The 16,893-nt window shown below is 58.5% G+C and carries 11 protein-coding genes and 2 rRNA genes (1 of these 13 cut by a window edge); 8 read left to right on the top strand and 5 right to left on the bottom strand.

Annotated features, from left to right (window positions below; all coding sequences use genetic code 11):
- The 3 genes from BLU52_RS16095 to mrdA form a co-directional block, all read left to right on the top strand.
- Positions 1-2,335 (top strand): 23S ribosomal RNA (locus tag BLU52_RS16095); it begins 559 nt to the left of the window's first position.
- A 151-nt stretch (positions 2,336-2,486) separates the two neighbouring features.
- Positions 2,487-2,602: ribosomal RNA gene (gene rrf, locus BLU52_RS16090) — 5S ribosomal RNA — on the top strand.
- Positions 2,603-2,813: 211 nt separating this feature from the next.
- Positions 2,814-4,706, top strand: coding sequence for a penicillin-binding protein 2 (gene mrdA / locus BLU52_RS16085; RefSeq protein WP_090284782.1), 1,893 nt, complete (start codon positions 2,814-2,816; stop codon positions 4,704-4,706).
- Positions 4,707-4,807: 101 nt separating this feature from the next.
- Here the strand turns inward: mrdA and BLU52_RS16080 are convergent, their stop codons facing one another.
- Both BLU52_RS16080 and BLU52_RS16075 read right to left on the bottom strand, forming a co-directional pair.
- Positions 4,808-5,212 carry a lysozyme inhibitor LprI family protein gene (locus BLU52_RS16080; protein ID WP_090284780.1) on the bottom strand — a complete coding sequence of 135 codons (405 nt, stop codon included), beginning with the start codon at positions 5,210-5,212 and terminating at the stop codon, positions 4,808-4,810.
- Positions 5,213-5,270: 58 nt separating this feature from the next.
- Positions 5,271-6,191, bottom strand: a complete 921-nt coding sequence (locus BLU52_RS16075) for an ADP-ribosylglycohydrolase family protein (protein ID WP_090284778.1) — start codon at positions 6,189-6,191, stop codon at positions 5,271-5,273.
- Positions 6,192-6,383: 192 nt separating this feature from the next.
- Here BLU52_RS16075 and BLU52_RS16070 point away from each other — a divergent pair, with 192 nt between their 5' ends.
- Positions 6,384-6,872, top strand: coding sequence for an SRPBCC family protein (locus BLU52_RS16070; protein WP_090284776.1), 489 nt, complete (start codon positions 6,384-6,386; stop codon positions 6,870-6,872).
- Between the two features lie 288 nt (positions 6,873-7,160).
- On the opposite strand, the gene acnA is transcribed toward BLU52_RS16070, so the two are convergent.
- The gene (acnA, locus tag BLU52_RS16065; protein WP_090284774.1) at positions 7,161-9,902 is read right to left on the bottom strand and encodes an aconitate hydratase AcnA; all 2,742 of its coding nucleotides are present in this window, start codon (positions 9,900-9,902) and stop codon (positions 7,161-7,163) included.
- A 222-nt stretch (positions 9,903-10,124) separates the two neighbouring features.
- Here acnA and rlmM point away from each other — a divergent pair, with 222 nt between their 5' ends.
- Positions 10,125-11,198 (top strand): 23S rRNA (cytidine(2498)-2'-O)-methyltransferase RlmM, encoded by a 1,074-nt coding sequence (gene rlmM, locus BLU52_RS16060; protein ID WP_090284772.1) that lies wholly within the window; start codon positions 10,125-10,127, stop codon positions 11,196-11,198.
- A 175-nt stretch (positions 11,199-11,373) separates the two neighbouring features.
- Positions 11,374-11,625: a sulfurtransferase TusA gene (tusA, locus tag BLU52_RS16055; RefSeq protein ID WP_090284770.1), complete on the top strand. Its 252-nt coding sequence runs from the start codon at positions 11,374-11,376 to the stop codon at positions 11,623-11,625.
- A gap of 136 nt (positions 11,626-11,761) precedes the next feature.
- Here the strand turns inward: tusA and BLU52_RS16050 are convergent, their stop codons facing one another.
- Positions 11,762-13,171 (bottom strand): MATE family efflux transporter, encoded by a 1,410-nt coding sequence (locus BLU52_RS16050; protein WP_090284767.1) that lies wholly within the window; start codon positions 13,169-13,171, stop codon positions 11,762-11,764.
- A gap of 158 nt (positions 13,172-13,329) precedes the next feature.
- Here BLU52_RS16050 and pdxB point away from each other — a divergent pair, with 158 nt between their 5' ends.
- Positions 13,330-14,472 (top strand): 4-phosphoerythronate dehydrogenase PdxB, encoded by a 1,143-nt coding sequence (gene pdxB, locus BLU52_RS16045; protein ID WP_090284765.1) that lies wholly within the window; start codon positions 13,330-13,332, stop codon positions 14,470-14,472.
- 166 nt (positions 14,473-14,638) lie between these two features.
- On the opposite strand, the gene BLU52_RS16040 is transcribed toward pdxB, so the two are convergent.
- Positions 14,639-14,818, bottom strand: coding sequence for a PA1571 family protein (locus BLU52_RS16040; protein WP_090284763.1), 180 nt, complete (start codon positions 14,816-14,818; stop codon positions 14,639-14,641).
- Between the two features lie 259 nt (positions 14,819-15,077).
- Here BLU52_RS16040 and BLU52_RS16035 point away from each other — a divergent pair, with 259 nt between their 5' ends.
- Positions 15,078-16,862 carry an ABC transporter transmembrane domain-containing protein gene (locus BLU52_RS16035; RefSeq protein ID WP_167359902.1) on the top strand — a complete coding sequence of 595 codons (1,785 nt, stop codon included), beginning with the start codon at positions 15,078-15,080 and terminating at the stop codon, positions 16,860-16,862.
- Positions 16,863-16,893 lie beyond the last annotated feature (31 nt).

Here is a 16,893-nt window from a genome sequence, read left to right as displayed (position 1 = left end):
TGTATAATGGGTCAGCGACTTATTTTCAGTGGCGAGCTTAACCGAATAGGGGAGGCGTAGCGAAAGCGAGTCTTAATAGGGCGTCTAGTCGCTGGGAATAGACCCGAAACCGGGCGATCTATCCATGGGCAGGTTGAAGGTTAGGTAACACTGACTGGAGGACCGAACCGACTACCGTTGAAAAGTTAGCGGATGACCTGTGGATCGGAGTGAAAGGCTAATCAAGCTCGGAGATAGCTGGTTCTCCTCGAAAGCTATTTAGGTAGCGCCTCATGTATCACTGTAGGGGGTAGAGCACTGTTTCGGCTAGGGGGTCATCCCGACTTACCAAACCGATGCAAACTCCGAATACCTACAAGTGCCGAGCATGGGAGACACACGGCGGGTGCTAACGTCCGTCGTGAAAAGGGAAACAACCCAGACCGTCAGCTAAGGTCCCAAAGTTATGGTTAAGTGGGAAACGATGTGGGAAGGCTTAGACAGCTAGGAGGTTGGCTTAGAAGCAGCCACCCTTTAAAGAAAGCGTAATAGCTCACTAGTCGAGTCGGCCTGCGCGGAAGATGTAACGGGGCTCAAACCATACACCGAAGCTACGGGTATCATCTTAGGATGATGCGGTAGAGGAGCGTTCTGTAAGCCTGTGAAGGTGAGTTGAGAAGCTTGCTGGAGGTATCAGAAGTGCGAATGCTGACATGAGTAACGACAATGGGTGTGAAAAACACCCACGCCGAAAGACCAAGGTTTCCTGCGCAACGTTAATCGACGCAGGGTTAGTCGGTCCCTAAGGCGAGGCTGAAAAGCGTAGTCGATGGAAAACAGGTTAATATTCCTGTACTTCTGGTTATTGCGATGGAGGGACGGAGAAGGCTAGGCCAGCTTGGCGTTGGTTGTCCAAGTTTAAGGTGGTAGGCTGAGATCTTAGGTAAATCCGGGATCTTAAGGCCGAGAGCTGATGACGAGTTACCCTTTGGGTGACGAAGTGGTTGATGCCATGCTTCCAAGAAAAGCTTCTAAGCTTCAGGTAACCAGGAACCGTACCCCAAACCGACACAGGTGGTTGGGTAGAGAATACCAAGGCGCTTGAGAGAACTCGGGTGAAGGAACTAGGCAAAATGGCACCGTAACTTCGGGAGAAGGTGCGCCGGTGAGGGTGAAGGACTTGCTCCGTAAGCTCATGCCGGTCGAAGATACCAGGCCGCTGCGACTGTTTATTAAAAACACAGCACTCTGCAAACACGAAAGTGGACGTATAGGGTGTGACGCCTGCCCGGTGCCGGAAGGTTAATTGATGGGGTTAGCTAACGCGAAGCTCTTGATCGAAGCCCCGGTAAACGGCGGCCGTAACTATAACGGTCCTAAGGTAGCGAAATTCCTTGTCGGGTAAGTTCCGACCTGCACGAATGGCGTAACGATGGCGGCGCTGTCTCCACCCGAGACTCAGTGAAATTGAAATCGCTGTGAAGATGCAGTGTATCCGCGGCTAGACGGAAAGACCCCGTGAACCTTTACTATAGCTTTGCACTGGACTTTGAATTTGCTTGTGTAGGATAGGTGGGAGGCTTTGAAGCGTGGACGCCAGTTCGCGTGGAGCCATCCTTGAAATACCACCCTGGCAACTTTGAGGTTCTAACTCAGGTCCGTTATCCGGATCGAGGACAGTGTATGGTGGGTAGTTTGACTGGGGCGGTCTCCTCCTAAAGAGTAACGGAGGAGTACGAAGGTGCGCTCAGACCGGTCGGAAATCGGTCGTAGAGTATAAAGGCAAAAGCGCGCTTGACTGCGAGACAGACACGTCGAGCAGGTACGAAAGTAGGTCTTAGTGATCCGGTGGTTCTGTATGGAAGGGCCATCGCTCAACGGATAAAAGGTACTCCGGGGATAACAGGCTGATACCGCCCAAGAGTTCATATCGACGGCGGTGTTTGGCACCTCGATGTCGGCTCATCACATCCTGGGGCTGAAGCCGGTCCCAAGGGTATGGCTGTTCGCCATTTAAAGTGGTACGCGAGCTGGGTTTAGAACGTCGTGAGACAGTTCGGTCCCTATCTGCCGTGGACGTTTGAGATTTGAGAGGGGCTGCTCCTAGTACGAGAGGACCGGAGTGGACGAACCTCTGGTGTTCCGGTTGTCACGCCAGTGGCATTGCCGGGTAGCTATGTTCGGGAAAGATAACCGCTGAAAGCATCTAAGCGGGAAACTTGCCTCAAGATGAGATCTCACTGGAACCTTGAGTTCCCTGAAGGGCCGTCGAAGACTACGACGTTGATAGGTTGGGTGTGTAAGCGCTGTGAGGCGTTGAGCTAACCAATACTAATTGCCCGTGAGGCTTGACCATATAACACCCAAGCAATTTGCGTCGAAGAGACCAGATTGCGGTGTGTGAAGACGAAACGAACCGAAAGTTCGAAACGCACAAACACCGAAAGCTGTCACATACCCAATTTGCTGAAGCGAGGCCATCTGGTCACGAGTCAGTACCCGAATTTCTTGACGACCATAGAGCGTTGGAACCACCTGATCCCATCCCGAACTCAGCAGTGAAACGATGCATCGCCGATGGTAGTGTGGGGTTTCCCCATGTGAGAGTAGGTCATCGTCAAGATTAAATTCCGAAACCCCAATTGCGAAAGCAGTTGGGGTTTTGTTTTGCCTGCGGGAAAGTTTCGCCGATGCATCAATTCGCTTCAACCGTCGTCATTAAAAAAACGTCCTGAAGTGACCGGGCAGTTTTTGGTATGGTGCAGCTCGTTTTTACGGACTGCTGCCATGCCCACGGATTCGGCATTCATTCATGTTAAAGAGTTGCTGTAGAAATGCCTGAAGCCATCCCGATCAAGGACCACGAAAAAGAGACGCGTCTGGTCAACAAACGGTTGATTGCCTGCGCCTTGTTCGTCTTTGCCATCAGCTGCGCCCTTGTCGTGCGCCTGTACATCCTGCAAGTAGTGGAGTTCGACTACCACTCGACCATCTCGGAAAACAACCGCGTTCACGTCTTGCCAATCCCGCCGACGCGCGGTCTGATCTACGACCGCAACGGCGTGGTACTCGCTGATAACCGTCCCAGCTTCAACCTGACAATCACCCGCGAACGCGCCAGCGACGTCAATCAAGAGCTGGACGAGGTCATCAATCTCTTGCATCTGCCCGCGGAGGATCGCGCGGTTTTCGACAAGGCGATGAAGCAATCCCGTCATCCGTTTACCCCGGTGACGCTGTTCTACGAGCTGACCGAAGAGCAAATCGCCGTATTGGCCGTCAACGAGTTTCATTTGCCGGGCATTGATGTCGAGCCGCAATTTGTCCGCGATTATCCGCTCGGGGCGCATTTTGCCCATTCAATCGGCTACGTTGGCCGAATCAACGAAAAAGAAGCCAAAACCCTGGATTCGGTCGAATACCGCGGCACTCAATCCATTGGTAAAACCGGCATTGAGCGATTCTACGAAGCGCAGTTACATGGCCATGTCGGTTATGAGGAAGTCGAAACCAACGCTCAGGGTCGGGTACTTCGGGTGCTTAAGCACACCGATCCGGTGCCGGGTAAAAACATCGTGCTCAGCCTCGACGTCAAACTGCAGGAAGCGGCAGAGGCCGCCCTGGGCGATCGCCGTGGTTCAGTGGTAGCGCTTGATCCGTCGACAGGCGAAGTATTGGCGATGGTCAGTAATCCGAGCTTCGATCCGAACCTGTTCGTCACTGGTATTAGTTCCAGGGAATACTCGGCACTGCGTGACTCGATCGACCGACCGTTGTTTAACCGTGTCCTGCGCGGGCTCTACGCACCGGGATCAACCATCAAGCCGGAAGTGGCGATCGCTGGCCTCGACGCCGGAGTCGTGACCCCGCAGACCCGTGTGTTCGACCCCGGTTACTACCAGCTCCCTGATTTCGATCACAAGTATCGCAACTGGAACCACAGCGGCGATGGGTGGGTGGACATGGATGCAGCAATCATGCGTTCCAACGACACTTACTTCTATGATCTGGCCCACAAGCTCGGTATCGATCGCTTGCACGATTACATGGCGATGTTCGGCCTCGGTGAGAAAGTCTCGCTGGACATGTTTGAAGAGTCACCCGGCCTCATGCCGTCGCAAGCCTGGAAGCGTGCCACACGGCGCCAGGCCTGGTTCCCGGGCGAAACGGTAATTCTCGGTATCGGTCAGGGTTATATGCAGGTCACGCCGCTGCAACTGGCTCAGGCCACGGCGTTGATCGCGAACAAAGGAGTGTGGAACCGTCCGCACCTGGCCAAAACCGTCGATGGCGTCGCGCCGGTCGATGAGCACCCGATGCCGAACATCCTGCTCAAGGATCCGCGCGATTGGGAACAGGTCAACCATGGCATGCAGATGGTCATGCACGACGCCCGAGGTATCGCCCGCGCGGCGGCGGCGGGTGCGCAATACCGAATCGCCGGCAAGAGCGGTACGGCACAAGTGGTGGCGATCAAGCAGGGCGAGCGCTACAACCGCGAGAAAACCCTTGAGCGCCACCGCGACAACGCCTTGTTCGTCGGTTTCGCCCCGGCCGAACATCCGAAGATTGCCATTTCGGTAATGATCGAAAACGGCGAGGCCGGCGGTCGTGTCGCCGGGCCAGTGGTGCGGCAGATCATGGATGCCTGGTTGCTTGATCAGGACGGTCATCTCAAGCCGCAGTACGCGGTGCCGAGCAAGGCGCCGGGGGATCCGCACGTTTGATCGTTCAGTGGTAAGTGTCTGGCTGACAGCTTCGCGAGCAGGCTCGCTCCCACGAGTGGAAGCCTTTCAACTGGGGAGCGGGTCTGTGGTTCAGAGCTGTGTCAGGCGCCCGGCACCGGGCAGCTCATGTCACCTTCTTCGCACTTCAGATACTGTTTCAACGATTCAACCCGGGTTTTCGTCATGCTGGTCATGCAGTTGCTGTAAATCAGCGGATAGACGCTTCCACCCGCGACGCCCGAGGCGGAGAACTTGCACTCGGTATCGCGAAACCCGATCCACGCGCGCTGCGCGCTGATTAACAGTTTCTTGCCATCCGGGTTGTCCTTCAACCGTGCCGTGATCTGCTGATACACCGTGTTCAGTTCGTTGTCCGCCGCTTTGAAATCCTGGCCTGCACACTGATTCATTGTCGCCTGATCGCTGGCATTCGCGCAGTCAACGGCGGCATGGAGGAGCGGGGAGAACAGAAACGGCGACAGAGCCAAAAGCAGGCGCGGGGACATGGTCAGATCTCGCTGTATTGAAGGTCAGGTGCCGAGCAGTGTAGCGTTTGCGCTGCGTTTATTCAGTCGGGCGCATTCGGGCAGCTGCGAGCAAACGGTCGGCTATAGCCGCAATCTCTGCACCGTCGTGCAGGGTAGCGAGCCAATGCGCAGGAATGCCTTGTACGCCGTAATAGGCGCCGGCCAACTGACCGGTAATCGCAGCAGTGGTATCGGCGTCATCGCCCAGATTGGCCGCTTGCAATATCGCTGCTGCAAAGCTGTTCGTACGCTGAAAGCACCACAGCGCTGCTTCCAGCGACTGCACGCTGTAGCCGCTGCCTTTGATATCTGCCTCGGACAGGCTGAAGTAATCGCCACGGGCAATGGCCGCGACCTTGGGCTGTGAGAAGCTGGCGGATGACAGCCGGCGCAGCTCTGCTTTGCTTGCGCCTGCAAGGGCTTTGGCGATCAAGCCAGCCAGCAACTGGCAACACTCGATGGCTTCCGGGGCGGCGTGGGTAGTTCGCGAACTGTCGGCGGCAAAGGTGTGGATCTGCTGGAGATCGGGAAAGTAAAACAGCACCACCGGAGCCAGGCGCATCAGCGAACCGTTACCAGCGCTGTATGGGTCGGTCGAGCCGGCAAAAGGGTCAGCGGTTTGCTGATAGTGTGCCAGCGCCTGACTGACGGTCGTGCCGATATCGAAACACTCACCAGTCGAGCTGAGATAACCCCACTGCCGCCAATTGAGATAGCGGCCCATCTGATCAACCGCATTGAAGCCATTTTTGGTCAGCAGACTTTCCGCCAGACACAACGCCATCGAGGTGTCATCGGTCCATTGCCCGGGTTCGAGGTGGAAGGGGCCACCACCAACCATGTCGGTCAACGGTTGGAATGATCCGCGTGGTTTGAACTCAACCGTAGTACCTACGGCGTCGCCGCACGCCAGACCGAGAAGGGCACCGCGATAACGATCGGCAAGGGATGGCAGCATGACGCAATCCTTTTCATTCATGTCGCTGGCAAAGGTACCAGCTTCGCTGCGTGAGGGGTTCGGCATCCATCGTGGCACCGGCAAAAAATGGCAGCAGGATGTTTCCTTTCGGAAGTGGCTGCACCGCTTTGATACAACTTCACATTGGACATGTGGTCATACAAGCCTAGTGTTCAGAACAGGAGGTGACGTATGAAGCCAGTACCCAATAGTTTCGAACGCAAGATCACGCTCAAGGCGCCGCGTTCGCATGTCTGGCGTGCCTTGGTTGATGCCGAGGCGTTTGGCCAGTGGTTTGGCGTGGCGCTGGAGGGCCGTCGGTTCATTGCCGGAGAATGGACGCAAGGGCAAGTCACTTATCCGGGTTATGAACACGTTTTATGGAATGTGCTGATCGAGCGGGTCGAGCCGCAGCAGTTGTTTTCGTTCCGCTGGCATCCGTATGCAGTCAACCCGAAGATCGATTACTCACAGGAGCCGACCACGCTGGTCAGGTTTGAGCTGCAGGATTTCGAGGATGGCACCCTCTTGAAAGTCTCTGAATCCGGATTTGCCCATATTCCCGATATTCGCCAGAAAGAGGCCTATTACATGGACAGTCGTGGCTGGGAAGAGCAACTGAGCAGACTCGAGCATTTCCTTGCCGAAAGCGCCAAGGCCCGTGAAAGCGGTGGTGCCTGACGCGACTAAGGGTTTTCGGAAGGGCTCCTATGGCGAATGTCTTACACGCTCTGGTAGCTTTTACGACTATTACCGATTGGATCCACTGGGTAATCTACACACATCAACTGAGACACAGGGAGTGTTTCAGGATCAAGGACGATCGACCATTGCAAGGATCGCTGCCGACAGGGAGTCGATAATGGTCTTGGGAAAAACCCGCTTCGGCGGGTTTTTTTTCGCCTGTGGAAAAGTGCTGCGCGCAAAGGGAAACACCGCCAGATGGCGGTGTTTCTGTTTCTGCAAATATTACGAAGCAATCAACTGCCGCAATACGTAATGCAGAATCCCGCCAGCCTTGAAGTACTCCACCTCATTCAAGGTATCGATGCGGCACAACACCTCGATCTTCTCCTGACGCCCATCCTCACGAGTGATCAGCAGCGGCAGATTCATCCGTGGCGTCAGCTCCACACCGGTCAGTCCTTGGATTTCAAACGTTTCCTTGCCGGTCAGATTCAGGCTCTTGCGATTCTGGTCGAGCTTGAATTGCAGCGGCAGCACGCCCATGCCCACCAGGTTTGAGCGGTGTATCCGCTCGAAGCTTTCCGCAATTACTGCTTTGACGCCGAGCAGGTTGGTGCCCTTGGCCGCCCAGTCCCGACTGGAGCCGGTGCCGTATTCCTGACCGGCAATCACCACCAGCGGTGTACCCGATGCCTGGTATTTCATGGCCGCGTCGTAGATCGCCAGTTTCTCACCGGTCGGAATGTAGATCGTGTTGCCGCCTTCCTCGCCGCCAAGCATTTCGTTGCGGATCCGGATGTTGGCAAACGTGCCGCGCATCATCACTTCGTGGTTACCGCGCCGTGAGCCGTAGGAGTTGAAGTCGCGCGGCTCCACGCCTTTCTCGCGCAGGTAACGCCCCGCAGGGCTGTCAGCCTTGATGTTGCCGGCAGGGGAAATGTGGTCGGTGGTCACCGAATCGCCGAGCAGTGCCAGTACGCGCGCACCTTTGACATCCTCGATTTGCGGCAGCGGGCCGGAGATATCGTCGAAGAACGGCGGATGTTGAATGTAGGTAGAGTCGTCCTGCCACACGTACGTGGCCGCTTGCGGCACTTCGATCGCTTGCCACTGCTCGTCGCCGGCGAACACCTCCGCGTATTCCTTGTGAAACATGGCGGTGTTGACCTGATTCACCGCGTCGGCGATTTCCTGGCTGCTCGGCCAGATGTCGCGCAGGTACACCGGATTGCCTTGTTGGTCTTGCCCCAGCGGTTCGCTGCTGATGTCGCTGCGCACGCTGCCAGCCAGTGCATAGGCGACGACCAGCGGCGGTGAGGCCAGCCAATTGGTTTTTACCAGCGGATGCACGCGGCCCTCGAAGTTGCGATTTCCGGACAACACCGAGGCCACGGTGAGGTCGGCTTTCTGGATGGCTTTCTCGATCGGCTCAGGTAGCGGCCCGGAGTTGCCGATGCAGGTGGTGCAGCCGTAGCCGACCAGGGAAAACCCGAGCTGATCGAGATATTGCGTCAGACCGGCGGCCTTGTAGTAGTCGGTAACCACTTTCGAACCCGGCGCCAGCGAACTCTTCACCCACGGTTTGCGGGTCAGGCCTTTCTCTACGGCTTTTTTCGCCAGCAACCCGGCAGCCATCATTACGCTCGGGTTGGAGGTGTTGGTGCACGAGGTGATCGCTGCGATGACCACGGCGCCATTTTTCAGCCGATAGGTGTGGCCCTCGTATTCGTAATCCGCTTCACCGACCAGATCGGCATTGCCCACCGCAACACCACCGCCGCCCTCGCTTTCCAGGCGGCCTTCTTCCTTGCTGGTAGGTTTGAACTGCAGATCGAGAAAATCACTGAACGCCTGCGCAACATTGGGCAGCGAAACGCGGTCCTGCGGCCGTTTCGGCCCGGCGAGGCTGGCTTCGACGCTGCCCATGTCCAGCGCCAGGCTGTCAGTGAACAGCGGCTCCTGACCGGGCAGACGCCACAGGCCCTGCGCTTTGGTATACGCCTCGACCAGTTTGACCACGGCCGGCGGCCGCCCGGACAGGCGCAGGTAGTCCAGCGTGACCTCATCGACCGGGAAGAACCCGCACGTCGCCCCATATTCCGGGGCCATGTTGGCGATGGTCGCACGGTCGGCCAGCGGCAGGTCAGCGAGGCCATCACCGTAAAATTCAACAAACTTGCCCACCACGCCTTTCTTGCGCAGCATCTGCGTGACGGTCAGTACCAGGTCAGTGGCGGTGATGCCTTCCTTGAGCTTGCCAGTGAGTTTGAAACCGATCACTTCCGGAATCAGCATCGACACCGGTTGCCCGAGCATTGCCGCTTCCGCTTCGATCCCGCCAACGCCCCAGCCGAGCACGCCGAGGCCGTTGATCATGGTCGTGTGCGAGTCAGTGCCGACCAACGTATCGGGAAAGGCATAGGTGCGCCCGTCTTCGTCCTTGGTCCACACCGTGCGCCCGAGGTATTCAAGGTTGACCTGGTGACAGATCCCGGTTCCCGGCGGCACCACGCTGAAATTATCGAAAGCGCTCTGGCCCCAGCGCAGAAAGGCGTAACGCTCGCCGTTGCGCTGCATTTCGATATCGACGTTTTGTTCGAACGCGCTGGCCGAGGCGAATTTGTCGACCATCACCGAGTGGTCGATCACCAGATCCACCGGCGACAACGGATTGATCCGCTGCGGATCGCCGCCGGCCTTGGCCATCGCCGCGCGCATGGCGGCGAGGTCGACCACAGCGGGTACTCCTGTAAAATCCTGCATCAGTACGCGGGCCGGGCGGTACTGGATTTCGCGGTCGGAGCGGCGTTCCCTGAGCCATGCGGCGATGGCCTTGAGATCAGCGCCAGTGACGGTTTTTTCGTCTTCCCAGCGCAGCAGGTTTTCCAGCAGCACTTTCAGCGACATTGGCAGTTTGTCGAGGTCGCCCAGGCTCTTGGCGGCGTCCGGCAGGCTGAAGTAGTGGTAGGTCTGGTCGTCGATTTGTAGGGTTTTGAGCGTTTTCAGGCTATCAAGGGACGGCATTACGATCACTCCTTTGAGTCCGCACGGCTACGGACTGAGGAAACGGACAGAGCATTAAACCTAGCCCTGTTTTGAATAGCTGGCTATTAACTGGACTGTGTCGCGAGAACCAAGGTTCCAACATCGGCTATCATGCGCCGGTTTTCGTGACAGGCTTTGCTGTGAAGCAAGGCTTGAGCAGCGCGCAGGGGACCAATCCTCGTCCTTTGCCCAGGAGTAACAATGAACACCCTATTCATGCATTGCCGACCAGGCTTCGAAGGCGAAGTCTGTTCGGAGATTTCCGACCTTGCCGCCCAACTGAACGTGGCCGGTTACGCCAAGGCCAAAGCGGCTACAGCGTACGCCGAGTTTGTCTGCACCGAAGCAGACGGCGCCGAACGCCTGATGCGCGGTCAGCGTTTCGCCGAGCTGATTTTTCCGCGGCAATGGGCGCGCGGCGTCTTCATCGATTTGCCGGAAACCGACCGTATCAGCGTGATCCTCGCGCACATGGCCGAATTCCCTGTCTGTGGCAGCCTGTGGCTGGAAGTGGTCGACACCAATGATGGCAAGGAACTGTCGAACTTCTGCAAGAAGTTCGAAGGCCCGCTGCGCAAAGCCCTGACTGCCGCCGGCAAACTGGTGGACGACGCCAGCAAACCGCGCCTGCTGCTGACCTTCAAAAGTGGTCGCGAAGTGTTTCTCGGCATGGCCGATGCCGGTAACTCGGCGATGTGGCCGATGGGCATTCCACGCCTGAAGTTCCCCCGCGAGGCGCCGAGCCGTTCAACGCTGAAACTGGAAGAAGCTTGGCACCACTTCATTCCGCGTGATCAATGGGAAGACCGTCTGCACAGCGACATGACCGGCGTCGACCTGGGCGCCGCACCCGGCGGCTGGACCTGGCAACTGGTCAATCGCGGCATGCTGGTGACCGCCATCGATAATGGCCCGATGGCCGAGAGCCTGATGGACACGGGGCTGGTTCAGCACCTGATGGCTGACGGCTTTACCTTCAAGCCCAAGCAACCGGTGGACTGGATGGTCTGTGACATCGTCGAAAAGCCGGCGCGTAACGCGGCAATGCTCGAAGAGTGGATCGGCGAAGGTCATTGCCGCGAGGCGGTGGTCAATCTGAAGCTGCCGATGAAACAGCGCTATGCCGAGGTGAAGCGTTTGCTTGAACGCATCGCCGACGGCTTCAAGGCGCGCGGGATCAAAGTCGATATTGGCTGCAAGCAGCTGTATCACGACCGCGAAGAAGTGACCTGCCATTTGCGCCGGCATGACACAAAGAAAGCCAGATCCCGCTGACACAATACGAAACCCTGTGGGAGCGAGCCTGCTCGCGAAGGCTATCTGTCAGTCAACACATCATTGGCTGACCCAGCGCTTTCGCGAGCAGGCTCGCTTGGAGTGTGGCGTAACACCGCAGGTGACCGAACACCCGGCAATGCGCGACAATGCCGGCCAGTTTCAGGAGTAAACCATGAGTGAAATGATCGATACCCCGGTCGACGGCACCCTCGACGCCACCGGCCTCAATTGCCCTGAGCCGGTGATGATGCTGCACCAGCACATCCGTGATCTGGCGCCTGGCGGCCTGCTCAAGGTCATCGCCACCGATCCGTCGACCCAGCGCGATATCCCCAAATTCTGCGTGTTCCTCGACCATGAACTGGTCGGCAAGCACAAAGAGGCCGGTACTTACCTGTACTGGATTCGCAAGAAAGACGCCTGAGCCCGGGGCCAACGCTAAAACAAATGTGGGAGCCAGCCTGCTGGCGATGACGGCAAATCAGTCGATATCTCCGTGACTGATTTGCCGCGATCGCCAGCAGGCTGGCTCCCATTTTTTTTGTTGCGGTAGAAAGTGCTCAGCCAGCCGAGCGACTGATGCGGATGCGTTTGCGCGCGCTGCGGGTCAGGCGGATCGACAGCATCAGTGCCGCACAGCTCAAGCCGACAATCAGACCCTGCCACAGACCGCTCGGACCGCGTGGTTCGCCGAGCCAGTCGGTCAGGCCGAGGGCGTAACCCACCGGCAAGCCGATGCCCCAATAGGCGAACAGGGTCAGAATCATCGTCACCCGCGTGTCCTGATAACCACGCAGGGCGCCGGCGGCGGTGACCTGGATCGCGTCGGAGAACTGGAACAACGCCGAATAGACGATCAGCATCGCGGCAATGTGGATCACTGTCGGATCGGCGGTGTAGATCGCCGCAATCGGTTCGCGCAGTGCCAGCATCATGCTCGCCGACAGACAGGCATAGGCCAGTGCCGTGGCCATGCCGACACCCGCAGCAAAACGCGCTTCGCGCGGCTCCTCACGGCCGAGCGCCTGACCGACGCGCACGGTGACGGCCATGCCCAGCGAGTAGGGGATCATGAACACCAGCGAACTGACGTTGAGGGCGATCTGATGCCCGGCGACCACCGTGGCGCCGAGGCTGCCGATCAGCAGGGCGATCACCGCAAAAATGCTCGACTCGGCAAACACCGCGATGCCGATTGGCAGACCAATCGCCAGCAGCCGCTTGATCACCGCCCACTGTGGCCAGTCGAAACGGCTGAACAGTTCGCTCGAACGATACGCAGGGGCCCAACGTTCGTAGCCGGCCATGCCGAGGGCCATCACCCACATCACGATCGCCGTGGCCCAACCGCAGCCGACGCCGCCCATGGCTGGCACGCCGAAATGACCATAAATGAAGATGTAGTTCAGTGGAATATTCAGCGCCAGACCGCACAGACCCAACACCATCGCCGGCCGCGTGCGGCCCAGGCCGTCACTGAAGCAACGGAGCACATGGTAGAACGCCACCGCTGGCAGCCCGCTGGCGATGCCGTGCAGATATTGCATGCACGGGCCGATCAGTTCCGGATCGACGTTCATCAGGTGCAGAACGGGCTCGGCGGCGATCAGCATCGCCGTCGCGATCAGGCCCACCACCAGCGCCAGCCATAGGGCCTGACGGACAATCGGGCCGATCTCGCTGTGCGTACCGGCGCCAAAGCGCTGTGCGACTTTCGGTGTGGTTGCCAGCAGTGTGCCGGTCATCAGCAGAAACACCGGCACCCAGATCGAGTTGCCCAGCGCCACTGCCGCCAGGTCCTTCGGCCCGACACGCCCGGCCATCACCGCATCGACAAAGCCCATGGCGGTGGTCGCCAGTTGCGCGATGATGATCGGCACGGCCAGGGCGAGCAGGGTCTTCAGCTCCAGGCGAATCCGCGCGGGGCGAGAAAGGCTAACGGCGACAGGTTGATCAGTAACGGAATTCACAGGCAAAACGTCCACAGGTGTTGATGCGCAAGGCGCCGCATTCTACGCCGCTGACATTGCAGTCAGGAAAAATCCTCGTAGCGGATTTGTAAGCGCAAAGGCTGCTGGCCCGGGAAGCGATCTGCACCTAAACTGCCGATCCGCCCAAGGAGCCCGCCATGCTGATTGTTGCCGACGAAAATATCCCGCTGCTCGATGCCTTTTTTGCCGGGTTCGGCGAGATCCGCCGAGTGCCTGGCCGTGCCATCGACCGTGCGACGGTCGAGCAGGCCGACGTACTGCTCGTACGCTCGGTGACCCAGGTCAACCGAGCGCTGCTGGAGGGCAGCAAGGTGCGCTTTGTCGGCACCTGCACGATTGGCACCGATCATCTGGATCTGGATTATTTCAACCAGGCCGGAATCACTTGGTCGAGCGCGCCGGGCTGTAATGCACGCGGTGTGGTCGATTATGTGCTGGGCAGTCTGATGACCCTCGCTGAAATCGAAGGCGTCGATCTGGCCCAGCGCACCTACGGTGTCGTCGGCGCAGGCGAAGTCGGTGGGCGCTTGATCAGCGTGCTCAGAGGCTTGGGTTGGGATGTAAAAGTCTGCGACCCGCCGCGTCAGGCAGCCGAAGGCGGCGATTACGTTAGCCTCGACCAAATCATCGAGCAGTGCGATGTGATCAGCCTGCACACACCGCTGACCCGCAGCGGTGACGGGGCGACCTGGCATCTGTTTGATGAGCAACGTTTGCGCCAGCTCAAGCCCGGCGCATGGCTGATCAACGCGGCGCGCGGCCCGGTGGTAGATAACGCCGCGCTGCGTCAGGTGCTGCTGGAGCGGGAAGATCTGCAGGCCGTGCTCGATGTCTGGGAGGCTGAACCCGAAGTCGACGTCGCCTTGGCTGAGCTCTGCGTGCTGGCGACCCCACACATCGCCGGTTACAGCCTTGATGGCAAGCAGCGCGGCACGGCGCAGATCTATCAGGCGTTTTGCGCCTTTATCGGCCAACCCGCGAGCATTCAGCTCGCGGAGCTGCTGCCGGCGCCGTGGTTGTCGCAAGTGACGCTGCACGCCGACAGCGATCCGGCGTGGGCGCTGGCCATGTTGTGTCGTGGCGTATATGACCCACGCCGTGACGATGCGGATTTTCGCCGCAGCCTTGTAGGCAGTGTCGCTGAGCAGCGTGTGGCGTTTGATGTGCTGCGCAAGCAGTATCCGGTGCGACGCGAGATTGAAGGTCTGCAAGTGCGGGTTGACGGGGAGGCGCCGGCATTGGCGCAGATCGTAGCGGCGCTTGGGGCTGTGGCAGTCTAGAAAATCGCGGCGACGCTTTCGCGAGCAGGCTCGCTCCCACAGGTTCTGCGTACGCCGTAGACCCTCTATGGGAGCGAGCCTGCTCGCGAAGGTTGCAATACAGATCCAGAATTGCACCCATAAAAAACCCGGCAAACAGGGCCGGGTCAGGAAGACGGTGGTTATATCACTCTTGTTCGGCAGGCTTGACCAATCGCTTGTCCAGTTCGCGGCAGGCGTTCTGGATCATGTCTTCAGTGATGGGTACTTCGCGGCCCTGCTCATCGATAATCGAGCAACCCAGAGACTGGTCGGGTTGGGTGCGAATCACTTGAATCTTGTCTTCGCTGGTGTGTTGCAAGGACATGGCCTGTCTCCTCATCAGGTTGTGCGCCTAGATTAAAACCGCCGCGTGACCGGGCTGTGACAACTCCCTGTGGTCCGTCGGCGAACAGCATCTTTACTCAAACAGAATTGGCCGTTCGTCTCAACCGCAACCTTAGACCAATCGTTTCTAGCATCCAGTGATCACGGGCATATTTAACCTGACTCATTGTGATTTACAGAGTTCCACCCCATCTGAGTCAACAGGCAGGCCCTATTCACCCAGCACAGACGTGAATTCCATGATTTCGATGCTTTCTTCCCGGCACCGGCGCGCTCTGCGTCTGACCAGTCATTTTCTCCTGCCGTATCGCTGGCACGCCTTCGGCGCGCTGCTCGCACTGATCGTTACCGCCGGCATTACCTTGTCGATGGGGCAGGGCATCAAATTACTGGTGGATCAGGGCTTCATGACCCGATCGCCGCATCTGCTCAACCAGTCCATCGCGCTGTTCATGCTGCTGGTGCTCGGGCTGGCGGTGGGTACCTTCGCGCGTTTTTATCTGGTGTCGTGGATTGGCGAGCGCGTGGTCGCCGACATTCGCCGCCAGGTGTTCAACCACCTGGTGTATCTGCATCCGGGTTTTTACGAGGACAACCGCAGCTCGGAAATCCAGTCGCGCCTCACCGCCGACACCACGCTGCTGCAATCGGTGATCGGCTCTTCGCTGTCGCTGTTTTTGCGCAACTTGCTGATGGTGATCGGCGGCGTTGTGCTGCTGTTCATTACCAACCCCAAGCTCACCAGCATCGTGGTGATCGCACTGCCGCTGGTGATCGCGCCGATCCTGCTGTTCGGCCGACGCGTGCGCAATCTGTCGCGCCAGAGTCAGGACCGTATCGCTGACATCGGCAGCTACGTTTCCGAAACTCTCGGTCAGATCAAAACCGTGCAGGCCTATAACCATCAAGTCCAGGACGAGCAGCGCTTTGCCTTGACGGTTGAGCAGGCGTTCGACACCGCGCGCAAACGGATTTTTCAGCGCGCGTGGCTGATCACACTGGTGATCGTGTTGGTGCTTGGCGCGGTGGCGGTGATGTTGTGGGTCGGCGGCATGGACGTCATGGCCGGGCGAATTTCTGCAGGGGAACTGGCGGCATTCGTTTTCTATAGCCTGATCGTCGGCAGCGCCTTCGGCACATTGAGCGAAGTCATCGGTGAACTGCAACGCGCGGCCGGTGCTGCTGAACGTATTGCCGAATTGCTGCGCTCGGAAAACAGCATCCAGCCGCCCACGGCGGGGCTGGTGACTTTGCCGGCGCGGGTCAAAGGTGAACTCGAACTCAAGGATGTGCGTTTTTCCTACCCGTCGCGTCCAGAAAGCTATGCGGTCGACGGCTTGAGTCTGACGGTGAAAGCCGGTGAAACCCTTGCATTGGTAGGGCCGTCCGGTGCAGGCAAGTCCACGGTTTATGACCTGTTGCTGCGTTTCTACGATCCGCTGGCGGGGCAGATCCTGCTCGACGGCGTGCCACTGACATGTCTTGATCCGCTGGATCTGCGCCGTTGCTTTGCCCTTGTCTCGCAAACGCCTGCGCTGTTTTTCGGCAGCGTCGAAGAGAATATCCGCTACGGTTGCCCGACGGCGACGCTGGAACAGGTCAAGGAAGCCGCCCGCATCGCCCACGCCCACGACTTTATCGAGCAAATGCCTGACGGCTACCAGACACACCTGGGCGATGGCGGCCTCGGACTCTCCGGCGGCCAGCGCCAGCGTCTCGCCATCGCCCGGGCGCTGCTGGTCGACGCGCCGATCCTGTTGCTGGACGAAGCCACCAGCGCCCTCGACGCGCAGAGCGAGCACCTGATCCAGCAAGCCCTGCCCAGCCTGATGCACAACCGCACCACGCTGGTGATCGCCCATCGTCTGGCCACGGTCAAGAATGCCGATCGGATTGCCGTAATGGATCAGGGCAGGCTTGTGGCGATAGGTACGCATCAGGAACTGATTGCCAGTAACCCGTTGTATGCGCGGTTGGCGGCGTTGCAGTTCAATGATGGGAAAGGAATCGCTGATCAACTGTGATCAACGGTGCGTGTATCGGGCATTATGGCGG

Origin of the sequence: Pseudomonas granadensis (assembly GCF_900105485.1) — a bacterium.
Classification (GTDB): domain Bacteria; phylum Pseudomonadota; class Gammaproteobacteria; order Pseudomonadales; family Pseudomonadaceae; genus Aquipseudomonas; species Aquipseudomonas granadensis.
Note: the sequence above shows the minus strand (reverse complement) of the source record. Positions and strands in the feature narration are given on the sequence as shown.

Coding starts and splice junctions, on each gene's coding strand:
- mrdA (WP_090284782.1), top strand. CDS start 2,814: ATGCCTGAAGCCATCCCGATCAAGGACCACGAAAAAGAGACGCGTCTG.
- acnA (WP_090284774.1), bottom strand. CDS start 9,902: ATGCCGTCCCTTGATAGCCTGAAAACGCTCAAAACCCTACAAATCGAC.
- tusA (WP_090284770.1), top strand. CDS start 11,374: ATGAGTGAAATGATCGATACCCCGGTCGACGGCACCCTCGACGCCACC.
- pdxB (WP_090284765.1), top strand. CDS start 13,330: ATGCTGATTGTTGCCGACGAAAATATCCCGCTGCTCGATGCCTTTTTT.
- BLU52_RS16035 (WP_167359902.1), top strand. CDS start 15,078: ATGATTTCGATGCTTTCTTCCCGGCACCGGCGCGCTCTGCGTCTGACC.
- BLU52_RS16075 (WP_090284778.1), bottom strand. CDS start 6,191: ATGCTGCCATCCCTTGCCGATCGTTATCGCGGTGCCCTTCTCGGTCTG.
- BLU52_RS16080 (WP_090284780.1), bottom strand. CDS start 5,212: ATGTCCCCGCGCCTGCTTTTGGCTCTGTCGCCGTTTCTGTTCTCCCCG.
- rlmM (WP_090284772.1), top strand. CDS start 10,125: ATGAACACCCTATTCATGCATTGCCGACCAGGCTTCGAAGGCGAAGTC.
- BLU52_RS16040 (WP_090284763.1), bottom strand. CDS start 14,818: ATGTCCTTGCAACACACCAGCGAAGACAAGATTCAAGTGATTCGCACC.
- BLU52_RS16070 (WP_090284776.1), top strand. CDS start 6,384: ATGAAGCCAGTACCCAATAGTTTCGAACGCAAGATCACGCTCAAGGCG.